General features: G+C 36.1%; 18 protein-coding genes, 1 pseudogene and 1 other annotated feature. Of the genes and pseudogenes, 15 read left to right on the top strand and 4 right to left on the bottom strand.

From position 1 onward, the window contains the following. Positions 1-121: 121 nt before the first annotated feature. Genes DN389_RS04980 through DN389_RS04995 form a run of 4 tightly spaced genes read left to right on the top strand, consistent with a single transcriptional unit; the run spans position 122 to position 5,234 of the window. The gene (locus tag DN389_RS04980; RefSeq protein ID WP_149236871.1) at positions 122-1,750 is read left to right on the top strand and encodes a multicopper oxidase family protein; all 1,629 of its coding nucleotides are present in this window, start codon (positions 122-124) and stop codon (positions 1,748-1,750) included. 16 nt (positions 1,751-1,766) lie between these two features. Continuing rightward, the gene (locus DN389_RS04985) at positions 1,767-3,011 is read left to right on the top strand and encodes a copper resistance CopC/CopD family protein (RefSeq protein ID WP_098191361.1); all 1,245 of its coding nucleotides are present in this window, start codon (positions 1,767-1,769) and stop codon (positions 3,009-3,011) included. A gap of 27 nt (positions 3,012-3,038) precedes the next feature. Beyond that, on the top strand, positions 3,039-4,529 hold the full coding sequence (locus tag DN389_RS04990; RefSeq protein WP_149236872.1) for a sensor histidine kinase: 1,491 nt from the start codon (positions 3,039-3,041) through the stop codon (positions 4,527-4,529). A gap of 15 nt (positions 4,530-4,544) precedes the next feature. Beyond that, positions 4,545-5,234, top strand: a complete 690-nt coding sequence (locus DN389_RS04995) for a response regulator transcription factor (protein WP_075310075.1) — start codon at positions 4,545-4,547, stop codon at positions 5,232-5,234. A 49-nt stretch (positions 5,235-5,283) separates the two neighbouring features. Here DN389_RS04995 and DN389_RS05000 read toward each other — a convergent pair whose 3' ends face one another. Beyond that, a complete protein-coding gene (locus DN389_RS05000) occupies positions 5,284-6,042 on the bottom strand; it encodes an SDR family oxidoreductase (protein WP_098802862.1) in 759 nt (252 codons plus the stop codon). 575 nt (positions 6,043-6,617) lie between these two features. Next, positions 6,618-6,857 (top strand) — a binding site (T-box leader). A gap of 150 nt (positions 6,858-7,007) precedes the next feature. On the opposite strand from DN389_RS05000, the gene ilvE reads away from it, so the two are divergent. From ilvE to ilvA, 6 genes are read left to right on the top strand one after another with little or no spacing between them, the layout of a single operon-like run. Beyond that, positions 7,008-7,907 carry a branched-chain-amino-acid transaminase gene (gene ilvE, locus DN389_RS05005; RefSeq protein ID WP_046955076.1) on the top strand — a complete coding sequence of 300 codons (900 nt, stop codon included), beginning with the start codon at positions 7,008-7,010 and terminating at the stop codon, positions 7,905-7,907. A gap of 22 nt (positions 7,908-7,929) precedes the next feature. Next, positions 7,930-9,642 (top strand): acetolactate synthase large subunit, encoded by a 1,713-nt coding sequence (gene ilvB, locus DN389_RS05010; RefSeq protein WP_088121840.1) that lies wholly within the window; start codon positions 7,930-7,932, stop codon positions 9,640-9,642. Continuing rightward, complete coding sequence (locus tag DN389_RS05015) at positions 9,639-9,869, top strand: ACT domain-containing protein (RefSeq protein WP_142343660.1); 231 nt, start codon at positions 9,639-9,641, stop codon at positions 9,867-9,869. Before ilvB ends, DN389_RS05015 begins: the two co-directional genes overlap by 4 nt. Before the next feature lie 14 nt (positions 9,870-9,883). Continuing rightward, on the top strand, positions 9,884-10,891 hold the full coding sequence (ilvC, locus tag DN389_RS05020; RefSeq protein ID WP_000861130.1) for a ketol-acid reductoisomerase: 1,008 nt from the start codon (positions 9,884-9,886) through the stop codon (positions 10,889-10,891). A 46-nt stretch (positions 10,892-10,937) separates the two neighbouring features. After that, positions 10,938-12,611, top strand: a complete 1,674-nt coding sequence (gene ilvD / locus DN389_RS05025; protein ID WP_098191364.1) for a dihydroxy-acid dehydratase — start codon at positions 10,938-10,940, stop codon at positions 12,609-12,611. A gap of 31 nt (positions 12,612-12,642) precedes the next feature. Then, on the top strand, positions 12,643-13,905 hold the full coding sequence (ilvA, locus tag DN389_RS05030) for a threonine ammonia-lyase IlvA (RefSeq protein WP_098191365.1): 1,263 nt from the start codon (positions 12,643-12,645) through the stop codon (positions 13,903-13,905). A gap of 79 nt (positions 13,906-13,984) precedes the next feature. Here ilvA and DN389_RS05035 read toward each other — a convergent pair whose 3' ends face one another. After that, positions 13,985-14,212 carry a hypothetical protein gene (locus DN389_RS05035; protein ID WP_000910223.1) on the bottom strand — a complete coding sequence of 76 codons (228 nt, stop codon included), beginning with the start codon at positions 14,210-14,212 and terminating at the stop codon, positions 13,985-13,987. 52 nt (positions 14,213-14,264) lie between these two features. Further along, a complete protein-coding gene (locus tag DN389_RS05040; RefSeq protein WP_098191366.1) occupies positions 14,265-15,368 on the bottom strand; it encodes a CapA family protein in 1,104 nt (367 codons plus the stop codon). Between the two features lie 211 nt (positions 15,369-15,579). Between DN389_RS05040 and DN389_RS05045 the strand changes: the two genes are divergently transcribed. The 3 genes from DN389_RS05045 (at position 15,580) to DN389_RS05055 (ending at position 18,548) form a co-directional block, all read left to right on the top strand. Continuing rightward, a complete protein-coding gene (locus DN389_RS05045) occupies positions 15,580-16,296 on the top strand; it encodes a DUF554 domain-containing protein (RefSeq protein ID WP_046955070.1) in 717 nt (238 codons plus the stop codon). Positions 16,297-16,314: 18 nt separating this feature from the next. Beyond that, the gene (locus DN389_RS05050; protein WP_098191367.1) at positions 16,315-17,166 is read left to right on the top strand and encodes a GNAT family N-acetyltransferase; all 852 of its coding nucleotides are present in this window, start codon (positions 16,315-16,317) and stop codon (positions 17,164-17,166) included. A 167-nt stretch (positions 17,167-17,333) separates the two neighbouring features. Then, positions 17,334-18,548: a multidrug efflux MFS transporter gene (locus DN389_RS05055; RefSeq protein ID WP_060489966.1), complete on the top strand. Its 1,215-nt coding sequence runs from the start codon at positions 17,334-17,336 to the stop codon at positions 18,546-18,548. Positions 18,549-18,601: 53 nt separating this feature from the next. Here DN389_RS05055 and DN389_RS05060 read toward each other — a convergent pair whose 3' ends face one another. After that, on the bottom strand, positions 18,602-19,363 hold the full coding sequence (locus tag DN389_RS05060; RefSeq protein ID WP_149236873.1) for a DODA-type extradiol aromatic ring-opening family dioxygenase: 762 nt from the start codon (positions 19,361-19,363) through the stop codon (positions 18,602-18,604). Between the two features lie 204 nt (positions 19,364-19,567). Between DN389_RS05060 and DN389_RS05065 the strand changes: the two genes are divergently transcribed. Together DN389_RS05065 and DN389_RS05070 are read left to right on the top strand one after the other, a co-directional pair. Further along, positions 19,568-20,491 carry an alpha/beta hydrolase gene (locus DN389_RS05065; protein WP_098191369.1) on the top strand — a complete coding sequence of 308 codons (924 nt, stop codon included), beginning with the start codon at positions 19,568-19,570 and terminating at the stop codon, positions 20,489-20,491. A 55-nt stretch (positions 20,492-20,546) separates the two neighbouring features. Beyond that, positions 20,547-20,924, top strand: a pseudogene (locus tag DN389_RS05070) (pentapeptide repeat-containing protein); the annotation flags it as partial. Positions 20,925-21,106 lie beyond the last annotated feature (182 nt).

The raw sequence follows: 21,106 nt of genomic DNA on the forward strand, positions 1-21,106 counted from the left end.
TTCAAAGTTTCTTTTTTTCTGAGTGTTATGATGTAAATCGAAGTGAATATGTGAGGTGATAGTCAATGAATCCACGTATGAAAATTAATAGTTTACAACAAAAAATGAAAGAGAGACTAATATGAAAAAGGAATTTATACAAAGCGATTTAAGAAATATATTGATTGCGGCATGCTTACTATTAGGGTTAGTTATTTTTGGATATTTTTTAATGAATAATTACCCAGGTACAAATGAAAAAAAGAAGTTAACAGATGCAACATCTACTTCAGAATCAATTACATCTATTGCTAATTCAAATGCCAAAAAAAGGGTTACAAAAACTTTTAATATTACAGCGAAAGTAGCAAGTTTAGATTTGGGAAATGGGAAAAAGGTAGATGCATGGACCTTTGATGGAACATCACCGGGTACTCAAATTCGAGTTAAACAAGGTGAACGTATTGTTGTAAATTTGAAAAATGAATTGCCAGAACCCGTCACAATCCATTGGCATGGATTAGATGTTCCTACGGCGGTAGACGGTGTTCCAGGTGTTACGCAAAATGCTATAAAACCAGGTGAAACATATACATACGCATTTAATGCTGATCAGGTGGGGACATATTGGTATCATTCACATCAAAAAAGTGCAATACAAACGGAGCGGGGACTATTTGGAACCATTGTTATTGAACCGAATAAACCAGCTATAAAATATGAAAAGGATTATACAGTGGCAATCCATGAATGGAAAACAGGAGCCATAAAAACCCGTAAGCATAATGGCGAACAAGATAAAGACTGGGATAGCTACCCTAGCAATCATATTCGAAATGAAAAGGCGCAAACTTTAGAAGGCCCGTTAATGATGCCAAGTAATGATCAACTCAAAGATTTATCTGATGGAGATGATTACGATGTATTTACATTAAATGATACAAGTGAGGGACTACGATTGGATGCAAAACCAGGTGAAACAGTACGCCTTCGCTTAATTAATGCTGGGAATAATACGCATTTAATGACATTAGTTGGGGCGCCATTTCAAATTATTGCATTAGATGGTCGTGATATAAAAGGTGGGGACGAGCTAGATAAAGCAATTCTTCCGATGGGAGCTGCACAACGTTATGACCTTGTTTTTAAAATGCCGGAAACAACAAGTGTAAAACTTATTAATGTGGATCCATCTAAGAAAATGAATCGAATGTTAACGGCGACTATTGGGAACGGTTCTTTGCCGAAAAAACCTATTGATATAAAGAGTTATCCATGGTTTGATTTTACGAAATATGGAGAAAAAGAAGTTGGCAAGTTTACGATAGATTCAAAGTTTACAAAGGTCTATGATATGGATTTGGCAGAAGGTGTGAAAGATGTAAATGGACAAGAAAAATGGGTGTATACGATTAATGGAAAGACATCACCTGATATTCCACCCATTAAAGTAGAGAAAGGAGATAAAGTTAAGATTCGCTTTAAAAATAAGGGAGAAGAAATTCATCCAATGCATTTGCATGGACATACATTCCAAGTTATTTCTAAAAATGGTAAACCAATGGAGGGAAGTCCGATTTACTTAGATACAGTTAATGTTTTTCCGGGAGAAGAATATGAAATTGCTTTAGAGGCAAATAATAGTGGACTATGGATGGTTCATTGTCATCATCTCGTTCATGCAGAAAAAGGAATGCATACGATGATGAATTATGAGGGGGTAACTACTCCATTTTCTACCGGAGATCACTCAGGTAATCATCCAGAATAATAATACGGAGGTTTTCATGCTTTATAGAATGATAGTATTTATTGTAACAAGTGTAAGTATATTTTTATTTTCTCATAGTAGTGTATTTGCTCATACAAGTGTTGTAGGAATCACCCCTAAAGAGGGTGAGGTTCTGACAGGACAACCGGAACAGATTATTCTTGAATTTAGTGAACCAGTTACAGGAAATGTAGTCAATATTGAACTGCTAGATCCAAGTGCAAAGAGAGTGCAAGTATCAAAGGTTGAAATATTAGATAACCCAACAAAAATAAAAGTGAAAATACCAAACTTAAATAATGGTACTTACACAGTAAGGTGGTCTATGATATCTGCAGACGGACATCCGAGTGAGGGAGGCTATCCCTTTTCAATTGGAGAAGAAGTACAAACTAATGTAGTGGTAGAGGGAAATGCGAGTGGGAGTGGCTCAGTATTTTCAGATGTTATGATAGTAACACTACGCTATATTGTAGAGGGAATGATTTTAATTGGAGCAGGAGTAAAGTGGCTCGATATGTTTGTAAAACGTTATAGATTACCTTCCATATTGCAAAGAATGAAGAATATGAAAAAGATTTTCTTCTCTATACTTGTAGTAGGATTAATAGCCGAATTAATAGTATATAAGTCAGTTATTCCGAAGGGAAGTTTACTTATTCATTCGCCATTTTCAGTTATTATTATGATTCAACTGCTATTATTAGTTCTTATGTCTTTGCAGCATATGGGGAACGAATGGTATGCGCTAGTTTGGGGATTTCTTGTTGCGAGTTTTTCTTTCACAGGTCATGTGTGGATTACTAATCCAAATTGGGCAGCAGTTATAATTAGAATGGTCCACGTTATGAGTATTGCAGTGTGGCTAGGAGCACTTATTTATTTAGCTCTTGTTATAGCGTGGACAACATTATACAAAATTACATTTGATCAAAAGCGTTTCCGTAAGCATTTTAGCATTATTGCTGGTATTTCATTTATTCTAGCATTTCTTTCTGGGGAATTAATTGTGTTTTTACAGACGAGGAATTGGGTACTTTTTAATTTTAATTCAATATGGACGAACCTTTTAAATATAAAGATTCTTACTGTATGTATAATTACAATTGTAGCATGGAGACAAACGAAAACATGGGGTAACGATATCGGAACAGTTAATCGCCGTTTATTGCTCTTAGAAATTGTTCTAGCTATACTCGTATTATTAGCTGGTATTTGGATGAGTCAAGTTTCGTTTCCGGTGAATTCTGTAACTAGCTAAAATTATAATGTTCATAGGAGTTCTGTAATGTCAATCCGTATTAGATTGCTGTTGTCGTATGTTGCGATGGTAATTATTCCAATCGTTTTTTGCGGTATAGCAGTTATGTTAATTAGTGTTACTTTATTTGGTGATATTCGTATTGCAAAAGCAATCATTGGTCTTAATCAAACTAGTCATTCTCTCATTGATAAAGAGCAGGAGGGAGCTATTCGTACAAAAGAAGATGAAGATGATATTTTTAGTAGGTTAAAAATTCTTTCATCGTATGCTCCAAATAAATTGGAGGATATAAATTTTTTAAAGGAAACTGATAAAGAATTAAACGATAATCAAGCAGGATTACTAATTCGAAAAAATGATGAGCTTACATATTCATCCCCATATTTTAAAATCTCTTCGTTTGATAAATACCTGCCCGCATTTGAAACGGAAGGACAAAGAAAGGGAATGGATGTGAAAATAGAGGGTAATTCTTTTTACTATAAGCAATTTGATTACTACGATGAAGAGAAGGATAAGGTTAGTATTTTTGTATTTGAGTATGTAAATCCTTTAGAAGAAATGATTAGAGAATTTTTCCCGTATTTCGTATTCTCTTTAATACTTGGGTTAATTATTACGAATGGAATATTAACATATTTTATATCACGGAGTATTATTAAGCCATTGCATTCATTAAAGCAGGCAACGGAAAGAATTCAAAAGGGTGATTTAGATTTTCAAGTAAAGCTACTTGCGAAAGATGAAATAGGTGAATTAAGTTTATCGTTTGAAGAGATGCGTGGCAGGTTGAAGGAATCGGTCGAGTTGCAAATGCAATATGAAAAGAATCGTAAAGAGCTGCTTTCAAATATTTCTCATGATTTACGGACGCCAATTACGGCTATTAAAGGTTATGTACAAGGAATTAAAGAAGGTATCGCTCGAACTCCAGAACAATTAAATAAATATTTAACGATTATTTATCATAAAGTGTTTGATATGGATCAATTAATTGACGAGCTTTTTCTCTTTTCAAAACTTGATTTAAAAGAGGAACCGTTTCAATTTGAAGAGGTTGAAATTAACCAATACTTATCTGATTGTATAGAAGAACTACAGCTTGAATTACAAGATAAGGGAATTGCAGTGAGATGGGATGCTCAAAAGGATACTTCTATTTTGGTAAAAGGTGATCGTGAAAAATTACGACGCGTTATTACAAATATTATTTGGAATAGTGTGAAGTATATGGATAAAGAAGAAGGATATATAGGAATTCGTATGACTGAATCTATTGATTATGTAACGATTTACATAAAAGATAATGGGGTAGGAATAGAAGAGAAGGCGTTGCCTCATATATTTGAAAGGTTTTACCGTGCAGATCATTCTAGAAATTCTAAAACAGGTGGAAGCGGACTTGGTTTGTCAATTGCACATCAGATTATCACACAACATGGTGGTGATATTTGGGTAGAAAGCAAAAAAGGTAAAGGAACGACGCTGGCATTTACATTACAAAAAATCAATTAGAAAAAGGAGAGCATCTTGAAAAGAATTTTAATTATTGAAGATGAAGCTATTATAGCAGAGTTAGAAAAGGATTATTTAGAGGTTGCTGGGTATACAGTAGATATTGATTACTCTGGCGAAAAAGGTTTACAAAGAGTTCTTCTGGAGGATTATGACTTGTTAATTTTAGACATAATGTTACCGGGAATAGATGGATATGAAATTTGTAAACAAGTTCGATTGGAAAAGGACATACCAATACTTATGGTGTCCGCAAAACAAGAGGAAATCGATAAAATTAAAGGGTTAGGTTTTGGAGCAGATGATTATATTATAAAACCGTTTAGCCCGAGTGAAATGGTGGCACGTGTAAATGCTCATCTAGCTCGTTATGATCGTTTAACAGGAAAACGAGAACAAATAAAAGATGAAATTCGTATTCGAGGATTACTTATTGATAAATCGGCCCGACGTGTATTTGTAAATGGAACTGAAATCATGTTAACAGGAAAAGAATTTGATTTATTAACTTGTATGGCAGAACATCCAAATCAAGTATTTAGTAAAGATCGTCTCTTTGAAACTGTATGGGGGATGGATGTCATTGGTGATGCAGCAACGGTTGCTGTCCATGTGAAAAATATTCGTCACAAAATTGAACTCGATCCATTTGATAAATCATATATCGAAACAATTTGGGGAGTAGGGTATCGTTTTACACAGTGAAAAAGGCCAGCAAAAATGCTGGCTTTTTTTGCGTAAGTAGATTAAGAAATTACAAACAAGATCCTCCGCTCACATCAATTAATTGTCCAGTAACCCATCGGCTGTCTGGAGAAGCGAGAAATGCCGCGGTATCGGCAATATCTTCTACTTCACCTAAGCGATTAAAAGCGGAAATGGTAGTAGCGTACTGTTTCATCATTGGGTCGCTCAAGAGTTCCGCATTCATATCTGTTTTAATAAATCCGGGAAGTATTGCATTCACTGTTATTCCTCGTGCTCCGAGCTGTTTTGCTAGCGTGAAAGTCATTGTATTAATAGCACCTTTCGTCATACTATATGCAACGAAATCAGGTAAAGAAATACGAGTGGCAGCGGATGAAATATTAATAATTCGGCTATTGTCACGTAAACGAGATAGAGCTTGTTGGATGATAAAGAATGGTGCTTTTGCATTAACAGAAACCATTCTATCAAAAAATTGTTCAGTCGTTTCTTCAATAAAAGCACCAGGACCAATTCCAGCGTTGTTTATTAAAATATCAAATTTAGTACTACCAGTTCTATTTTGTAATTCGCTATCTAAAGAACTATAAAGGGTTTCTACACCATGTAAAGATTCAAGGTTTGCACCGATAGAAAAAGCCGATCCGCCATTTGATTGAATTTCATAAACAGTTTCTTCAGCATCTTCTTTTCGATTTCCGTAATGAATAGCAACTAATGCACCGTCGTTTGCTAAACGTTTTGCAATAGCACGTCCAATTCCTCGGCTTGCTCCTGTAACTAATGCCACTTTTCCTTTTAACATAGTTTTCTCATCTCCTCATAAAATTTTATATGTTATTAAGTTGTTTTTCTTTATGTATTAATGCGAACATACTTAAGTAATATATGAGTATGTGTAAGGAGTTCATTCCGATTTTGTTTTGAGAAAAAATAAATAGTCTTCTAGTAAAATGGATTGAATTTTAAATCTTTTTTTGGAAAACATGTTGACAATGAAAAGAACAACGTCCTATAATACGTTTAACAAATAAAAGTTAATTAAGAATTTTCCAACTTTATATGTTACATATGCAAAGAAGAGGAAAGTAGATGGTTATGATCGTTTCAGAGAGCTGCTCCTAGGCTGTGAGAGTAGTAACAATCGAATCATTGAAGATCACCTCGGAGCATTGCTTGCGAAAGGGAAACTGAGTAGAGGGCGACGGCATCGTCTCCGGTAAAAGGACGGGGGTCTAATTGGACCTACAAAGCTTATATTTCGCGAGAAGTATAAGGAAGCTGAGTGGTAACGCGAAACTCTCGCCTCAGCAATCAAAGCTACTAAATTGTAGTAGTTGATTGCTGAGGCGAGAGTTTTTATTTTAAAAAATAGAATACGATAATGCGTAGAAGAGGAGAGTAAATGAAGAAAATTGTTTCAGAGAGCTGCCCAGAAGCTGTGAGGGTGGTAACAATTTCATCATTGAAAATCACCTCGGAGTACTACTTTTGAAAACTAGTAAAAAGTAGCGGAGTTGTTTCCGATAGAAAAACAAAAGTCTAATTGGACTTGCAGAGCTTATATTTCGTGAGAAGTGTAAGGAAGCTGAGTGGTACCACGATTCCCTCGTCTCAGCAATGGATTGCTACAAGTATGTATGTAATCGATTGTTGAGACGAGTATATTTTTAAAATTTATATACTGAATATTCTGTTAAAATACTCGTCTCAGCAATCGATATAGAAATAGATTGCAAAAATAGAGAGAAAAAAGAGGAGCGATGTGAGATGGGAAACCAGTATATTTATATGAATGGGGAATTTGTAGAAAAAGAAAAGGCAGTTGTTTCAGTATATGATCACGGTTTTTTATACGGAGATGGTGTATTTGAAGGGATTCGTAGTTACGGTGGAAATGTATTTTGTTTAAAAGAACATGTAAAACGATTATACGAATCAGCAAAATCTATTTTACTTACAATCCCACTGACAGTTGACGAAATGGAAGAAGCAGTTTTACAAACACTGCAAAAAAATGAATATGCTGATGCCTACATTCGATTAATTGTTTCAAGAGGAAAAGGTGACTTAGGGCTCGACCCTAGAAGTTGCGTGAAACCGAGCGTTATTATCATTGCAGAACAATTAAAGTTATTCCCACAGGAATTTTACGATAATGGACTAAGCGTTGTATCTGTTGCATCGAGACGTAATACGCCAGATGCATTAGATCCACGTATTAAGTCAATGAACTATTTAAATAACGTACTTGTGAAAATTGAAGCGGCACAAGCAGGAGTGTTAGAGGCCCTTATGTTAAATCAACAAGGATATGTTTGTGAAGGATCTGGAGACAATGTTTTCGTTGTGAAAGATGGAAAAGTGTTAACACCTCCTTCTTACTTAGGGGCGCTAGAAGGTATTACGAGAAATAGTGTTATTGAGCTATGTGAACGACTTAATATTCCATGTGAGGAAAGGCCATTTACTCGCCATGACGTATATGTAGCAGATGAAGTGTTTTTAACAGGAACGGCAGCAGAATTAATTCCAGTTGTAAAAGTTGATTCAAGAGAGATTGGAGATGGAAAACCAGGAAGTGTAACGAAACAATTGACAGAGGAATTTAAAAAGTTAACGAGAGAAAGAGGAGTACGTGTTCCAGGACTGGCGGAGAGCTTACTGTAGATAGGGAGAGGAGTTAATTAAAATGGAGCAGCATACAACACGTGAGAAATTACAGTGTGAAGATGTGACAGGTGCCGGACATGTTATTCAATGCTTGAAAAAATTAGGTGTAACGACTGTTTTCGGTTATCCAGGCGGAGCGATTTTGCCAGTGTACGATGCGTTATATGGAAGTGGTTTGAAGCACGTTTTAACTCGTCATGAACAAGCTGCCATTCATGCGGCAGAAGGATATGCGAGAGCTTCTGGAAAGGTCGGGGTAGTCTTTGCTACCTCTGGCCCAGGGGCGACAAATTTAGTTACGGGTTTAGCAGATGCTTATATGGATTCGATTCCTTTAGTTGTCATTACAGGGCAAGTTGCAAAACCTCTCATCGGAAAAGACGGATTTCAAGAAGCAGATGTTGTCGGGATTACAGTACCTGTTACGAAGCATAATTACCAAGTTCGTGATGTGAATCATTTATCACGTATTGTACAAGAAGCTTTTTACATCGCCGAAAGCGGGCGACCAGGACCAGTATTAATTGATATTCCAAAAGATGTTCAAAATGAAAATGTAACAAGTTTTTATAATGAAGTAATTGAGATTCCAGGGTACAAATTAGAGCCTATGCCAGACGGTAGGAAGCTTAGAGAGGTAGCTAAAGCAATTTCCGAAGCAAAACGTCCACTTCTTTATATTGGAGGAGGGGTCATTCATTCAGGTGGTTCTGATGAACTCATCAAATTTGCGAGGGAGAATCGTATTCCTGTCGTTTCCACTTTAATGGGACTGGGTGCGTATCCGCCAGGAGATTCGTTCTTTTTAGGAATGCTCGGCATGCATGGAACGTACGCTGCAAATATGGCAGTAACAGAATGTGATTTACTACTTGCTTTAGGTGTTCGCTTCGATGATCGTGTAACAGGAAAATTAGAACTTTTTTCTCCGTATTCGAAAAAGGTACATATTGATATAGATCCTTCGGAGTTTCATAAAAATGTAACTGTGGAATATCCGATTGTTGGAGATGTGAAAAAAGCGTTACACATGCTGTTACATATGCCGATTTGTACACAGACAGATAAATGGCTTACGAAAATCGAGGAATGGAAAAGGGAATATCCTCTTTCTTATCATCAAAAAGAAAGTGAGTTAAAACCACAGCATGTTATTAGTCTAGTAAGTGAATTAACGAGCGGTGAAGCGATTGTTACGACAGAAGTAGGACAGCATCAAATGTGGGCTGCTCATTTTTATAAAGCGAAAAATCCACGGACTTTTCTAACATCTGGTGGACTAGGAACGATGGGGTTTGGTTTCCCAGCAGCAGTTGGTGCTCAGCTTGCAAAAGAGGAAGAACTCGTCATTTGTATTGCAGGCGATGCTTCTTTTCAAATGAACATTCAAGAACTGCAAACAATTGCTGAAAATAATATTCCTGTAAAAGTATTTATTATAAATAACAAATTTTTAGGAATGGTAAGGCAATGGCAAGAGATGTTTTATGAAAATCGTTTATCAGAGTCGAAAATTGGATCGCCAGATTTTGTGAAAGTGGCAGAAGCTTATGGAGTGAAGGGATTAAGGGCGACAAATTCAACAGAGGCGAAACAAGTGATGTTAGAAGCATTTGCTCACGAAGGTCCTGTCGTAGTTGATTTTTGTGTAGAAGAAGGTGAAAACGTATTTCCGATGGTTCCGCCAAACAAAGGGAATAACGAAATGATTATGAAGAGGTGGGAAGAATGAGTCATACTTTTTCACTCGTTATTCATAACGAGCCAAGCGTCTTATTACGTATAAGTGGAATTTTTGCTCGGCGTGGCTATTATATTTCTTCTTTATATTTAAACGAAAGAGATACTAGTGGCGTTTCTGAAATGAAACTCACAGCAGTTTGTACTGAAAATGAAGCGGCATTACTTGTTGGTCAGTTGAAAAAATTAATTGATGTACTGCAAGTAAATAAATTATAAGGAGTGTATCGAATATGAAAACGTATTATGAAAAAGATGCAAATGTAGAGTTATTACAAGGGAAAACAGTTGCGGTAATTGGTTATGGATCTCAAGGTCATGCGCAAGCACAAAATTTACGTGATTCTGGTGTAGAAGTTGTAGTTGGTGTTCGACATGGTAAGTCTTTTGAAGTAGCAAAAGCAGATGGGTTTGAAGTAATGTCTGTTTCAGAAGCGGTTCGAACCGCGCAAGTCGTACAAATGTTATTGCCAGATGAACAGCAAGCACATGTGTATAAAACAGAAGTAGAAGAGAATCTCCGTGAAGGGCAAATGTTACTTTTCTCACATGGATTTAATATTCACTTCGGACAAATTAACCCGCCAAGTTACGTAGATGTAGCAATGGTCGCGCCAAAAAGTCCAGGTCATCTCGTTCGCCGTGTATTCCAAGAAGGGAATGGTGTTCCGGCGTTAGTCGCAGTACATCAAGATGCAACAGGCACCGCATTACATGTAGCACTTGCGTATGCAAAAGGTGTAGGGTGTACACGTGCAGGTGTAATTGAAACGACATTCCAAGAAGAAACAGAGACGGATTTATTCGGAGAGCAAGCGGTACTTTGCGGCGGGGTAACTGCACTTGTGAAAGCTGGTTTTGAAACATTAACAGAAGGCGGATATCGTCCTGAAATTGCATATTTCGAATGTTTACATGAATTAAAATTAATTGTTGATTTAATGTACGAAGGTGGTTTAACGAACATGCGCCATTCTATTTCAGATACGGCTGAGTTCGGAGATTATGTAACAGGATCGAGAATCGTTACAGATGAAACGAAGAAAGAGATGAAACGAGTACTTACAGAAATTCAGCAAGGTGAATTCGCGAAGAAATGGATTTTAGAAAACCAAGCTGGGCGTCCAACATATAATGCGATGAAAAAAGCAGAGCAAAATCATCAGTTAGAAAAAGTAGGGGTAGAACTTCGTGAAATGATGAGCTGGATTCATGCACCGAAAGAATTAGTAAAGAAATAGTGTAAGCGATTGTATGTGAAAAATACGTAAGAGGGGATTTGACAAGATGAGAAGTGACATGATTAAAAAAGGTTTTGATAAAGCGCCACACCGTAGTTTATTAAAAGCAACTGGTTTGAAAGATGAAGATTTTGATAAACCGTTTATAGCTATCTGTAATTCTTTTATTGAAATTATTCCAGGTCATAAGCACTTAAATGAGTTTGGAAAACTTGTTAAAGAAGCAGTACGTGCAGCAGGTATGGTTCCATTTGAATTTAATACAATTGGAGTAGATGACGGTATTGCGATGGGGCATATCGGTATGCGTTATTCGCTTCCGAGTCGTGAAATCATTGCAGATTCAGTAGAAACGGTTGTAAATGCACATTGGTTTGATGGCATGATTTGTATTCCAAACTGTGACAAAATTACACCTGGTATGATGATGGCTGCACTTCGTATTAACATTCCAACTGTTTTTGTTTCAGGTGGTCCGATGGCGGCTGGAAAAACGTCAAAAGGAGACGTTGTCGATTTAAGTTCTGTTTTCGAAGGTGTAGGAGCTTATCAATCTGGTAAAATTTCAGAAGAAGAATTAAAGGATATTGAAGATCATGGCTGTCCATCTTGTGGTTCTTGTTCCGGTATGTTTACAGCAAACTCTATGAACTGTTTATGTGAAGTATTAGGTTTAGCTCTTCCTGGTAACGGAAGTATTTTAGCTATTGATCCAAGACGTGAAGAATTAATTAAACAAGCAGCAGAGAAATTAAAGATTTTAATTGAAAGAGATATTAAACCAAGAGACGTTGTAACGGAAGAAGCAATTGATGATGCGTTCGCGCTTGATATGGCAATGGGTGGATCAACGAATACAGTATTGCACACGTTAGCGCTCGCACAAGAAGCGGGTTTAGATTACGATATGAACCGTATTGATGCCGTTTCAAGACGTGTACCACATTTATGTAAAGTAAGTCCTGCCTCCAATTGGCATATGGAGGATATTGATCGAGCAGGCGGAATTAGTGCAATTTTGAAAGAGATGAGCCGAAAAGAAGGGGTGCTTCATTTAGACCGTATTACTGCTACTGGGCAAACATTAAGAGAAAACATTGCTCATGCAGAGATTAAAGATAAGGAAGTTATTCATTCTCTCGAAAACCCTCATAGTGAAGAAGGTGGATTACGTATATTAAAAGGAAACCTTGCGAAAGATGGTGCAGTTATTAAAAGTGGGGCAACTGAAGTAAAACGATTTGAAGGGCCTTGCGTTATTTTTAATTCACAAGATGAGGCGCTTGCGGGCATTATGCTTGGGAAAGTTAAGAAAGGCGATGTAGTTGTTATTCGTTATGAAGGACCAAGAGGTGGCCCTGGTATGCCGGAAATGTTAGCACCAACCTCAGCGATTGCAGGTATGGGATTAGGCGCAGATGTTGCGCTATTAACGGATGGACGTTTTTCTGGAGCTTCACGTGGTATTTCGGTAGGGCATATTTCGCCAGAAGCAGCTGCGGGCGGAACGATTGCACTTCTCAAGCAAGGGGATATCGTTTGTATCGATGTTGAGGAAAGATTGTTAGAAGTAAGAGTTAGTGATGAAGAATTAGATAAGCGTAAAAAAGAATGGAAACGACCAGAACCGAAAGTGAAAACTGGCTGGCTTGGACGTTATGCGCAGATGGTAACATCGGCGAATACAGGTGCAGTTCTAAAAATCCCGGATTTTGATTGAGCCAATTTAAAAGAGATAAGGATGATATGAAATGGTGCAAAAGGTAAAGGAGAGAGTGAAAATTGAAGATATCTTAATGGCACATAATTGCATGAAAGATATCGTTATTAAAACACCGTTACAACGTGATACAGTTTTATCTGAGAAATATGATTGTGACGTTTATGTAAAACGAGAAGACTTACAATTAATTCGCTCTTTCAAAATTCGTGGTGCGTACAATTTAATTCAAAGTTTATCGAAAGAACAATTACAAAACGGTGTTGTTTGTGCAAGTGCTGGTAATCATGCACAAGGAGTTGCTTATACGTGTAATTTATTGAAGATTCCGTCAAAAATCTTTATGCCAACAACGACACCTAAACAAAAAGTATCGCAAGTACAATTTTTCGGTGGTGATTTTGCGGGAATTGTATTAGTTGGTGATACATTTGATAGCTCGTTCCAAGAAGCACAGCGCTATTGTGAGGAAAATAGAATGACGTTCGTTCATCCGTTCGATGATCCGTATGTTATTGCTGGTCAAGGAACAGTGGCAGTTGAAATTATGCATGATCTGGAGAAACCAGTTGATTATATCTTTACAGCAATTGGAGGCGGTGGGTTAGCATCAGGTGTTGGTACATATGTAAAAGGTGTTAGTCCTACTACAAAGGTCATTGGCGTAGAGCCAATGGGAGCTGCATCTATGAAAGAGGCTTTTCTTCAAAACGAAAATGTCGCGTTAGAGAAAATAGATAGTTTTGTTGATGGGGCAGCTGTCAAAAAAGTAGGGAAGTTAACATTTGAAACGTGTAAAGATGTAATTGATGATATTGTTTTAGTACCAGAAGGAAAGGTTTGTACGACGATTTTAGAACTGTATAAGAAAAATGCAATTGTAGCTGAACCGGCTGGTGCACTATCTATTGCAGCGCTTGATTTATATAGAGATGAAATAAAAGGTAAAACAGTTGTATGTACGCTAAGTGGTGGAAATAACGATATTGATAGAATGCAAGAAATGAAAGAACGCTCTCTCATTTACGAAGGGTTAAAGCATTATTTCATCATTGAATTCCCACAGCGTTCAGGTGCGTTAAGAGAATTTCTTGATAAAGGATTAGGGCCAGAAGATGATATTACTCGTTTTGAATACATTAAGAAACATAATAAAGAAAATGGTCCAGCATTAGTCGGAGTAGAGTTAAAACATAAAGAAGATTACGAGCAGTTAATTACTCGTTTTAAAGAAAATAATATTCAATTTATGGAGCTTAATAAAAATCCTATTTTGTTTGATTTGCTTATTTAATAGAAGGAAAGAGTTAGCATCCAAATAAAAAAGATAGATGCAAACAGCGGAAATGCTGCTTGTATCTATCTTTTTATAATTACACTATATACTTTCCATATTCAAGTAGGATAAAGCTAGTTAACCAAAAGAGTATCGCAATGCGAATAATTACATACATTGTAAATTCAAAGGTAGTAAGCTTTCGTTCACGTTTTATTTTTTTTAGAAGTCTAACAGAAAAAAATGAACATAAAAGTAGAACGGCTATAGATATTTTATAAATATTCTCTAACAAACTTACATTTTCTAATAAGTCTTTCAGCATGTTTATCACCTATTCTGTAAAGTATGTTACAGAGAAATAGATTTTGCGCTGTCTAATTTCGTTTGTTTTTTATGTTCCCTGTATCATCAATATCTACATCAGTTGAAATCGTTTGTAAATACTGCAGAGCTTTTTTCTTTTCTTCCTCATTTACAGGTGAAATTTGGTCGTTGCGAATGATGTAAGGATTGAATGACATTTGGACATCCTTTCCTTTAAAAGTTAAAGTTAATACGCCAGTTTCGGCGCTTTTCCCGCTTACATAACTTGGAAATAAAAAGTTACCTAATGAATAAGCGATAGGAACGTTATTATAATACTCAAATCCTTGTAACCAATGCGGGTGACTCCCGACAATCGCGTCAGCTCCTGCTTCAACCATTTTAGGTACATATTGTTTTTGGTATTCTACCGGACGATTTGATTTTTCAACGCCCCAATGCATATAGATGATTAAATAGTCTGCATCTTTCTTTTGCTCTTTAATTGTTTTTGTTACAAGATTTAAATCATATCCGTTCGCAACGCCAGGTTTATTGTCACCAGCTACCCAATTCGTATCAGGCATAAATCGAACGAAGGAAAGAAATTTGAACTTTTTCCCTTTTACAGTCATTTCCCGTGCAGTATATGCATCCTTTGCATTCTTTCCGGCTCCAATGTAAGGGAACTTTAATTTTTCAACGTGAGAAATCGTGTCTAATAATCCATCTTGCCCATAATCAAGTGTATGGTTATTCCCAATATTTACGATGTCATATCCCGTGTTTTTAATAGCTTTTAGTGTAGATGGATCACTTTTAATCCAAAACAGTTGTCCAGGAGCTTTCTTTTCTCTCGTTGTAAATGCTGACTCTAAATTAACGAAAGAAATATCAGCTTTTGTTATTTCTTCTTTTACATGTTGGAATGGATAATCAGCCCCGTTTTTTTCGATTACAGGACGTAATTGCCAATCGAACATTGTATCACCAGAGAAGGTGAGTGTGATTTCCTTGTCTTCTATTTTCTTTTCACTTGTTGAAGCTGTTTTACTAGATTTGTTTTGCAAATCGGGTTTGTCTTTCGCTTTTGAAATAAAAGAGTAGTTAACTAATAAAACAATTGGTGTAATGCAAAAGGCTATTAACAGAAATCGTTTTAGTAAAGTTTTCATAAATACCTTCCCTTTTGAGTTTATACCGCAATTTGTGGGCAATAAAACTCGCGCTAGTTAAAGTTTCACTTTAAGTATAACTACAAATGCAGATTATGTAGTGAAAACATTTGTTAATATTCTCAATATTAAGTTAACATATAGATAACCTGTAAATCAATGTATAAACCAAAATATAGAAATAAAGAATTCGAAGGGTGAAGAACGAGAGATGGTTATATTAGGAGCAGTTGTAAATGGGATTTGTATTATATTTGGTACTTTACTAGGAAAATTATTTAGTAGAATTCCAGAAAGTATGAAGGGAACAATTATGCATGCAATCGGTTTAGCAGTTACTGTGCTTGGACTTCAAATGGCATTGAAAAGTGAAAATTTTCTTGTTGTCATTTTAAGTTTAGTTATTGGTACCGTCATCGGGGAATGGCTACAACTAGAGGAAAAGTTAAAGCTGTTAGGAGATTGGCTAGAAAATAAAGTTGGATCGAAAGGGAAAGGGAGCATATCAGAAGGGTTTGTAACAGCTACTTTAATTTTTGCAATTGGTGCGATGGGCATACTTGGTGCACTCGACAGTGGGATTCGCGGAAATCATGATATTTTATTTACAAAGGCGATTATCGATGGGTTTATTTCTATTATATTAACGACAACTTTAGGAATTGGCGTAGTATTTTCGGCGATTCCAGTTATTTTATATGAAGGAGGGATTGCGGTTTTTGCAACACAAATTAATAGTTTGGTCCCGAAAGAATTAATGAATCAATTTATAGTGGAAATGACAGCTACAGGTGGTATTATGATAGCCGCTATTGGATTGAACTTACTTGGTATTATTAAAATTAAAGTGGCAAATTTACTGCCAGGTATATTGGTAGTTGGAATAATCGTTTCACTTATTTACGGTTACGGTTTAATAGTAAAGTAGTAGGGGATGGATATATATATGGAGGAATTTCAATATACAAAACGTGTTCATAACATATTGAAGATTGCAGCAGAAGAGGCGGAAAATAATATTATTCAATCAACTCATCTGTTTATCGGAATGAGTAAAGAAGGCACTGGAGTTTGTAGCGAGTTGTATATGTATTTGTTTCGTAACTTGGGTACGGATTTTTTAGAAAAATTTTCAATACGAAAACAATACGATTCACCGTATCAAGAGTATAAAAAAATAGGACAATATAAGGTATCTTATAAGGTGCTAGAAATTTTACAAATAGCGAAGAAACGTATGGAACGTTTCCAGCAAGTAATAATAAATGAAGGGCATGTTATATATGCGCTATTCCGCACGGATACGTTTATTGGAAATGCACAAATACAAAAAGATATATTACGTATTATAGCTGAGCCAAGAGATTTAGCGGTCGATCTAAAATATTTTGTTCCTACTTATAATCATTTAATTTGTACTGTTAGAAAGGCTAGCCCTTCTGATTTTGAAAAATTAGCAAGTTTTGTTGAAGCAGAATTTGGTGAACGTTGGTTACATTCAATAGAGTATGGATTTCGTACATATAAAGAAAATTTACCTATTTATATAGCAGAACAAGAAGAAGTGATAGTGGGTTTCGCTTGTTACGATGTAGTGAGAGGAAAGAGAGGGTTGTTTGGTCCAATGGGCACAGCGAAACAAAATCGCGTGAAAGGTGTAGGTAAGGAATTGTTACATCGTTGTTTACATAGTATGAAGCAAGAAGGATATGAATACGCAATTATTGGACAAGCAGGTCCGATTGAGTTTTATGAGCGAAATTGTGATGCGCGTTTAATACCGTTAGAGAATAAGTAACCAACTCCATATATGGGAGTTGGTTTTTTTATGAAAATAATGTAGAGATGTAGTGATTTTTACTAGAAAATAGCGGGTTTTGTAGTAAATCTTACAAATAAAGCAAATTACTAAACTTTTTACAAGAAAGGGTGTAGAATGGGTATCTAAAGAAAGAAGGTGTGAAAATGGCCAACTGGAAACGAAATTTAATGATTTGTTGGCTAGGTTGTTTTACCACTGCAGCCGGTATGAGTTTAGTAATTCCTTTTTTATCTTTTTATATTGAGGAATTAGGGGTGACTGGCACTTCTAGCATTGCACAGTGGTCAGGACTTGCATTTGGTATAACATTTTTAATGGGTGCGATCGTATCACCAATATGGGGAAAGCTTGGTGATATACATGGACGGAAATTGATGCTGATTCGTGCGAGCCTTGGTATGGCGATTATTATGACGCTTATGGGGTTTGTAACGGATGTGTATCAACTAGTCGCACTAAGGTTTTTGATGGGAGCAGTATCTGGTTTCCTTTCAACGGCGATGACATTTATTGCAGCAGAAACTCCGAAAGAGCATTCAGGTTGGGCAATTTCCACAATTTCAACTGGGGGCGTGAGCGGTTCTTTACTTGGCCCGTTACTTGGAGGATACTTGTCTGAGTTAATTGGAATGCGCCATGTTTTTCTTGTTACAGGAGCTTTTTTATTCCTTTCTTTTCTCATCGTTTTTTTCTTCCTACATGAAGAGAATCACTCCGCTCAAGCAAAAAAAGCACAACCGAAAAAAGTATGGACGATGGTTCCAGCAAAGCATTTAATTATTAGTTTATTTGTAACAACATTTATTATTCAACTTGCGAACATGTCAATTCAACCTATTATTACATTGTATGTAAAGAATTTAGAAGGCCCAGGAACGGCTCATATTGAAATGATTGCAGGCGCAGTCATGTCTGCGACAGGTTTAGCTATTATTATGGCAGCTCCTAAGTTAGGGAGATTATCAGATCGTATTGGACCTCAAAAAACGTTAGTTGTGGCGTTGTTTGCGGCAGGAATTATTTTTATTCCGCAAGCATTTGTAACCTCGGCTTGGCAACTATTAATTCTTCGCTTTTTATTAGGTATTGCACAAGCAGGACTATTACCTTCCGTACAAACTCTACTAAAACAACATACACCAACCCATGTAACGGGAAGAATATTTGGGTATAATCAATCGTTTCAGTTTTTAGGAAATATGATTGGACCAGTACTTGGTGGACAAATTGCAGCACATGCGGGCTTCCAATATGTTTTCTTTTCTACTTCATCACTATTATTTATTGCGTGCATTTGGGTTTATTTTCACAATAAGAACGAAGAGGTATCAGAGAAACGACATTTGGAAGTTAGTTAACTAAGTGAATGAAAAATAAAAAGGATGAAGCAACGATTGCTTCATCCTTTTCTTTAAAATTGAAGACAAAGATAGCTTAATGTACCAAGCTCGTAACTGCGGTGAATGACTTCACCGTTATTATCGCCACTTCCCATAGCGATAAATAAAGGAACAAAATGCTCTGCTCTTGGTACTGCTAATTGTGCATGAGGGGCATTGTTCTCCCAATTAAATAATGCATCTTTATCAGTAGTCTGCATATGTTTAATAATCCAATCATCAAATTCAATTGCCCATTGTTCGGGTGTAGTTTGATTCCATTTTAAAGCTCGTAAGTTATGAACGGTAACACCGCTCCCGATTACTAAAATATCTTCTTGTCCAAGTCCTTTTAGTGCTTCGCCAATCTTAAATTGCTCTTTTGCAGCAAGGAATGGATTGACTGATATTTGGACAACAGGAATATTTGCTTCTGGATACATGCGATGCAGAAGAGTCCATGAGCCATGATCTAAACCTCTCGTCATATTATGATGGACTGGAATACCTTTGTTTTTAAATTTTGTTTCTAACATAGATGCAATGTTAGAAGAGCCTTTCGCACGATATTTGATTTCGTATAACTCAGGAGGAAAACCTCCAAAATCATAAATTGTTTCATATTCGTTATCTGATGAAGAAATCGTTAATACTTCGCTTTCCCAGTGAGCGGTGAAAATAACAATTGCTTTCGGTTTGTATGTTTCGCCAAGAGTTTTTAAAAACCTTGTATAGTCTGTATCTTGAATAGCAAGCATTGGTGATCCGTGTGCTAAAAATAATGATGGTATCATTATAGAAACCTCCCCAAAATATAATAATTACTTTATGTAAGTAACTATATAATTTTATTTTATGTTCGTCAATATATTAGTTTAAGAGCTAATTGGAAAAGTGGGTCATTTGTCATAATGAAGGCAATTGCATATAATACATAATAAGAATAATGAATGGATATTCATTTTTTGATATACATAATAGAGTTGGGGGCTGACGAAATGAACGTACAGGAAAGTTTCGTTACGGCATTGAATGGATCGGAAATTTATTTACGTAAGTGGCTACCAGAAAGAGATCCGCGAGGGATTATTCAAATTGCACATGGTATGACAGAACATGCAGGTGTTTATACAGACTTTATTGCTGCCTTATTAGAAGCGGGGTATGGTGTTTATGCGCATGATCATAAAGGTCATGGGAAAACAGTGAAAAGAGAAGAAGATTATGGTCATTTTGAACCAAATGTAGGTTGGAGTGAGGCTGTTTCTGATGTTATTTTTGTATCAGAAACGATAAGAAAAGAGCAGACATGCCCGTTGTTTTTACTTGGACATAGTATGGGTTCTTTTTTATCAAGACGTGCTGTACAACTTAAAGGTGGATTATATGATGGATTCCTTATTTCAGGAACTGGTGGGAACCCGGGATTCTTAGGAGTCATTGGTCATAAAGTAGCGACAATCGAGATGAAACTACGCGGGGCAAAAACGAAAAGTCCGATGCTAAACTTTTTATCTTTCGGAAATTTCAACTCACACTTTAAGCCAAATCGTACGAAATTTGATTGGTTATCTTCAGATAATAATCAAGTTGATAAATATATTGCGGATCCTTTATGTGGATTTATTTGTACAACAAGCTTTTATCGTGAATTATTTTCTGGGGTATTAGAAGTAAATAAACTAGAAGAGTTTAAGAAAACACCGAAAAATCTTCCAATACATATTTTTTCAGGAGATCGTGATCCTGTTGGGGATATGGGGAAAGGTGTAAAAGAAGTATATGAAAATTATAAAAAATGTGGCATGAAAGATGTAACGCTGCGCTTATATGAAAATGGAAGACATGAAATGTTCCACGAAGTAAATAGAGATGAAGTATTTCAAGATTTGATTTCTTGGTTAGATGGGCATATTGTATGAGAAGAAACCTCACTTTTTTCAAGTGAGGTTTCTTTGAGGAAATGGAGGAATAGTTATGAGTGAATTTGTAAATAAAGAGTATATAGAAATAGATTTTCAAGATGTTTTGATTAAAGAAGAGGAATTGAAAAATTGTACGTTCATAAAATGCTCTTTTAGAGGGGGGGATGCAACGGAAGTTTCTACTGAAAATTGTAATTTCATAGAATGTGATTTTACAGGTGCTCTATTTAACGCTTCTATCCATCAAGGAACTACATTTGCAAATTGTAATTTTGTTGGTGTGAATTTATTCGTATCGAAGTTTGAAGAATGTAAAATGACTGGCTCTGATTTTGAAGAAGCGAATTTAGACGGAATAACTATAATATCGGGTGATTGGTCATATACGAATTTAAGGTTCGCGAACTTAAGTAAACAAATGTTAAAGGGTAACTAACTGTTACGATTTATTTAACCAATTATAACGAAAGTTAATTAAATATATCAGTAAGCCCTGCTAGTCAAGTGATTGGCTAGTAGTGAGGGTTAACTGCGGGCAATCCCTAAAGCTGATTGAACTACAACGTGGCTAGAAATAGCGAGCGTGAATGTCGCGAAAGCAGAAAAAATCAA

This window comes from Bacillus sp. AY3-1, from assembly GCF_008368785.1.
GTDB classification, from domain to species: Bacteria; Bacillota; Bacilli; order Bacillales; family Bacillaceae_G; genus Bacillus_A; species Bacillus_A wiedmannii.

Coding starts and splice junctions, on each gene's coding strand:
- DN389_RS04980 (WP_149236871.1), top strand. CDS start 122: ATGAAAAAGGAATTTATACAAAGCGATTTAAGAAATATATTGATTGCG.
- DN389_RS04985 (WP_098191361.1), top strand. CDS start 1,767: ATGCTTTATAGAATGATAGTATTTATTGTAACAAGTGTAAGTATATTT.
- DN389_RS04990 (WP_149236872.1), top strand. CDS start 3,039: ATGTCAATCCGTATTAGATTGCTGTTGTCGTATGTTGCGATGGTAATT.
- DN389_RS05000 (WP_098802862.1), bottom strand. CDS start 6,042: ATGTTAAAAGGAAAAGTGGCATTAGTTACAGGAGCAAGCCGAGGAATT.
- ilvE (WP_046955076.1), top strand. CDS start 7,008: ATGGGAAACCAGTATATTTATATGAATGGGGAATTTGTAGAAAAAGAA.
- ilvB (WP_088121840.1), top strand. CDS start 7,930: ATGGAGCAGCATACAACACGTGAGAAATTACAGTGTGAAGATGTGACA.
- DN389_RS05015 (WP_142343660.1), top strand. CDS start 9,639: ATGAGTCATACTTTTTCACTCGTTATTCATAACGAGCCAAGCGTCTTA.
- ilvC (WP_000861130.1), top strand. CDS start 9,884: ATGAAAACGTATTATGAAAAAGATGCAAATGTAGAGTTATTACAAGGG.
- ilvD (WP_098191364.1), top strand. CDS start 10,938: ATGAGAAGTGACATGATTAAAAAAGGTTTTGATAAAGCGCCACACCGT.
- ilvA (WP_098191365.1), top strand. CDS start 12,643: ATGGTGCAAAAGGTAAAGGAGAGAGTGAAAATTGAAGATATCTTAATG.
- DN389_RS05035 (WP_000910223.1), bottom strand. CDS start 14,212: ATGCTGAAAGACTTATTAGAAAATGTAAGTTTGTTAGAGAATATTTAT.
- DN389_RS05040 (WP_098191366.1), bottom strand. CDS start 15,368: ATGAAAACTTTACTAAAACGATTTCTGTTAATAGCCTTTTGCATTACA.
- DN389_RS05045 (WP_046955070.1), top strand. CDS start 15,580: ATGGTTATATTAGGAGCAGTTGTAAATGGGATTTGTATTATATTTGGT.
- DN389_RS05050 (WP_098191367.1), top strand. CDS start 16,315: ATGGAGGAATTTCAATATACAAAACGTGTTCATAACATATTGAAGATT.
- DN389_RS05055 (WP_060489966.1), top strand. CDS start 17,334: ATGGCCAACTGGAAACGAAATTTAATGATTTGTTGGCTAGGTTGTTTT.
- DN389_RS05060 (WP_149236873.1), bottom strand. CDS start 19,363: ATGATACCATCATTATTTTTAGCACACGGATCACCAATGCTTGCTATT.
- DN389_RS05065 (WP_098191369.1), top strand. CDS start 19,568: ATGAACGTACAGGAAAGTTTCGTTACGGCATTGAATGGATCGGAAATT.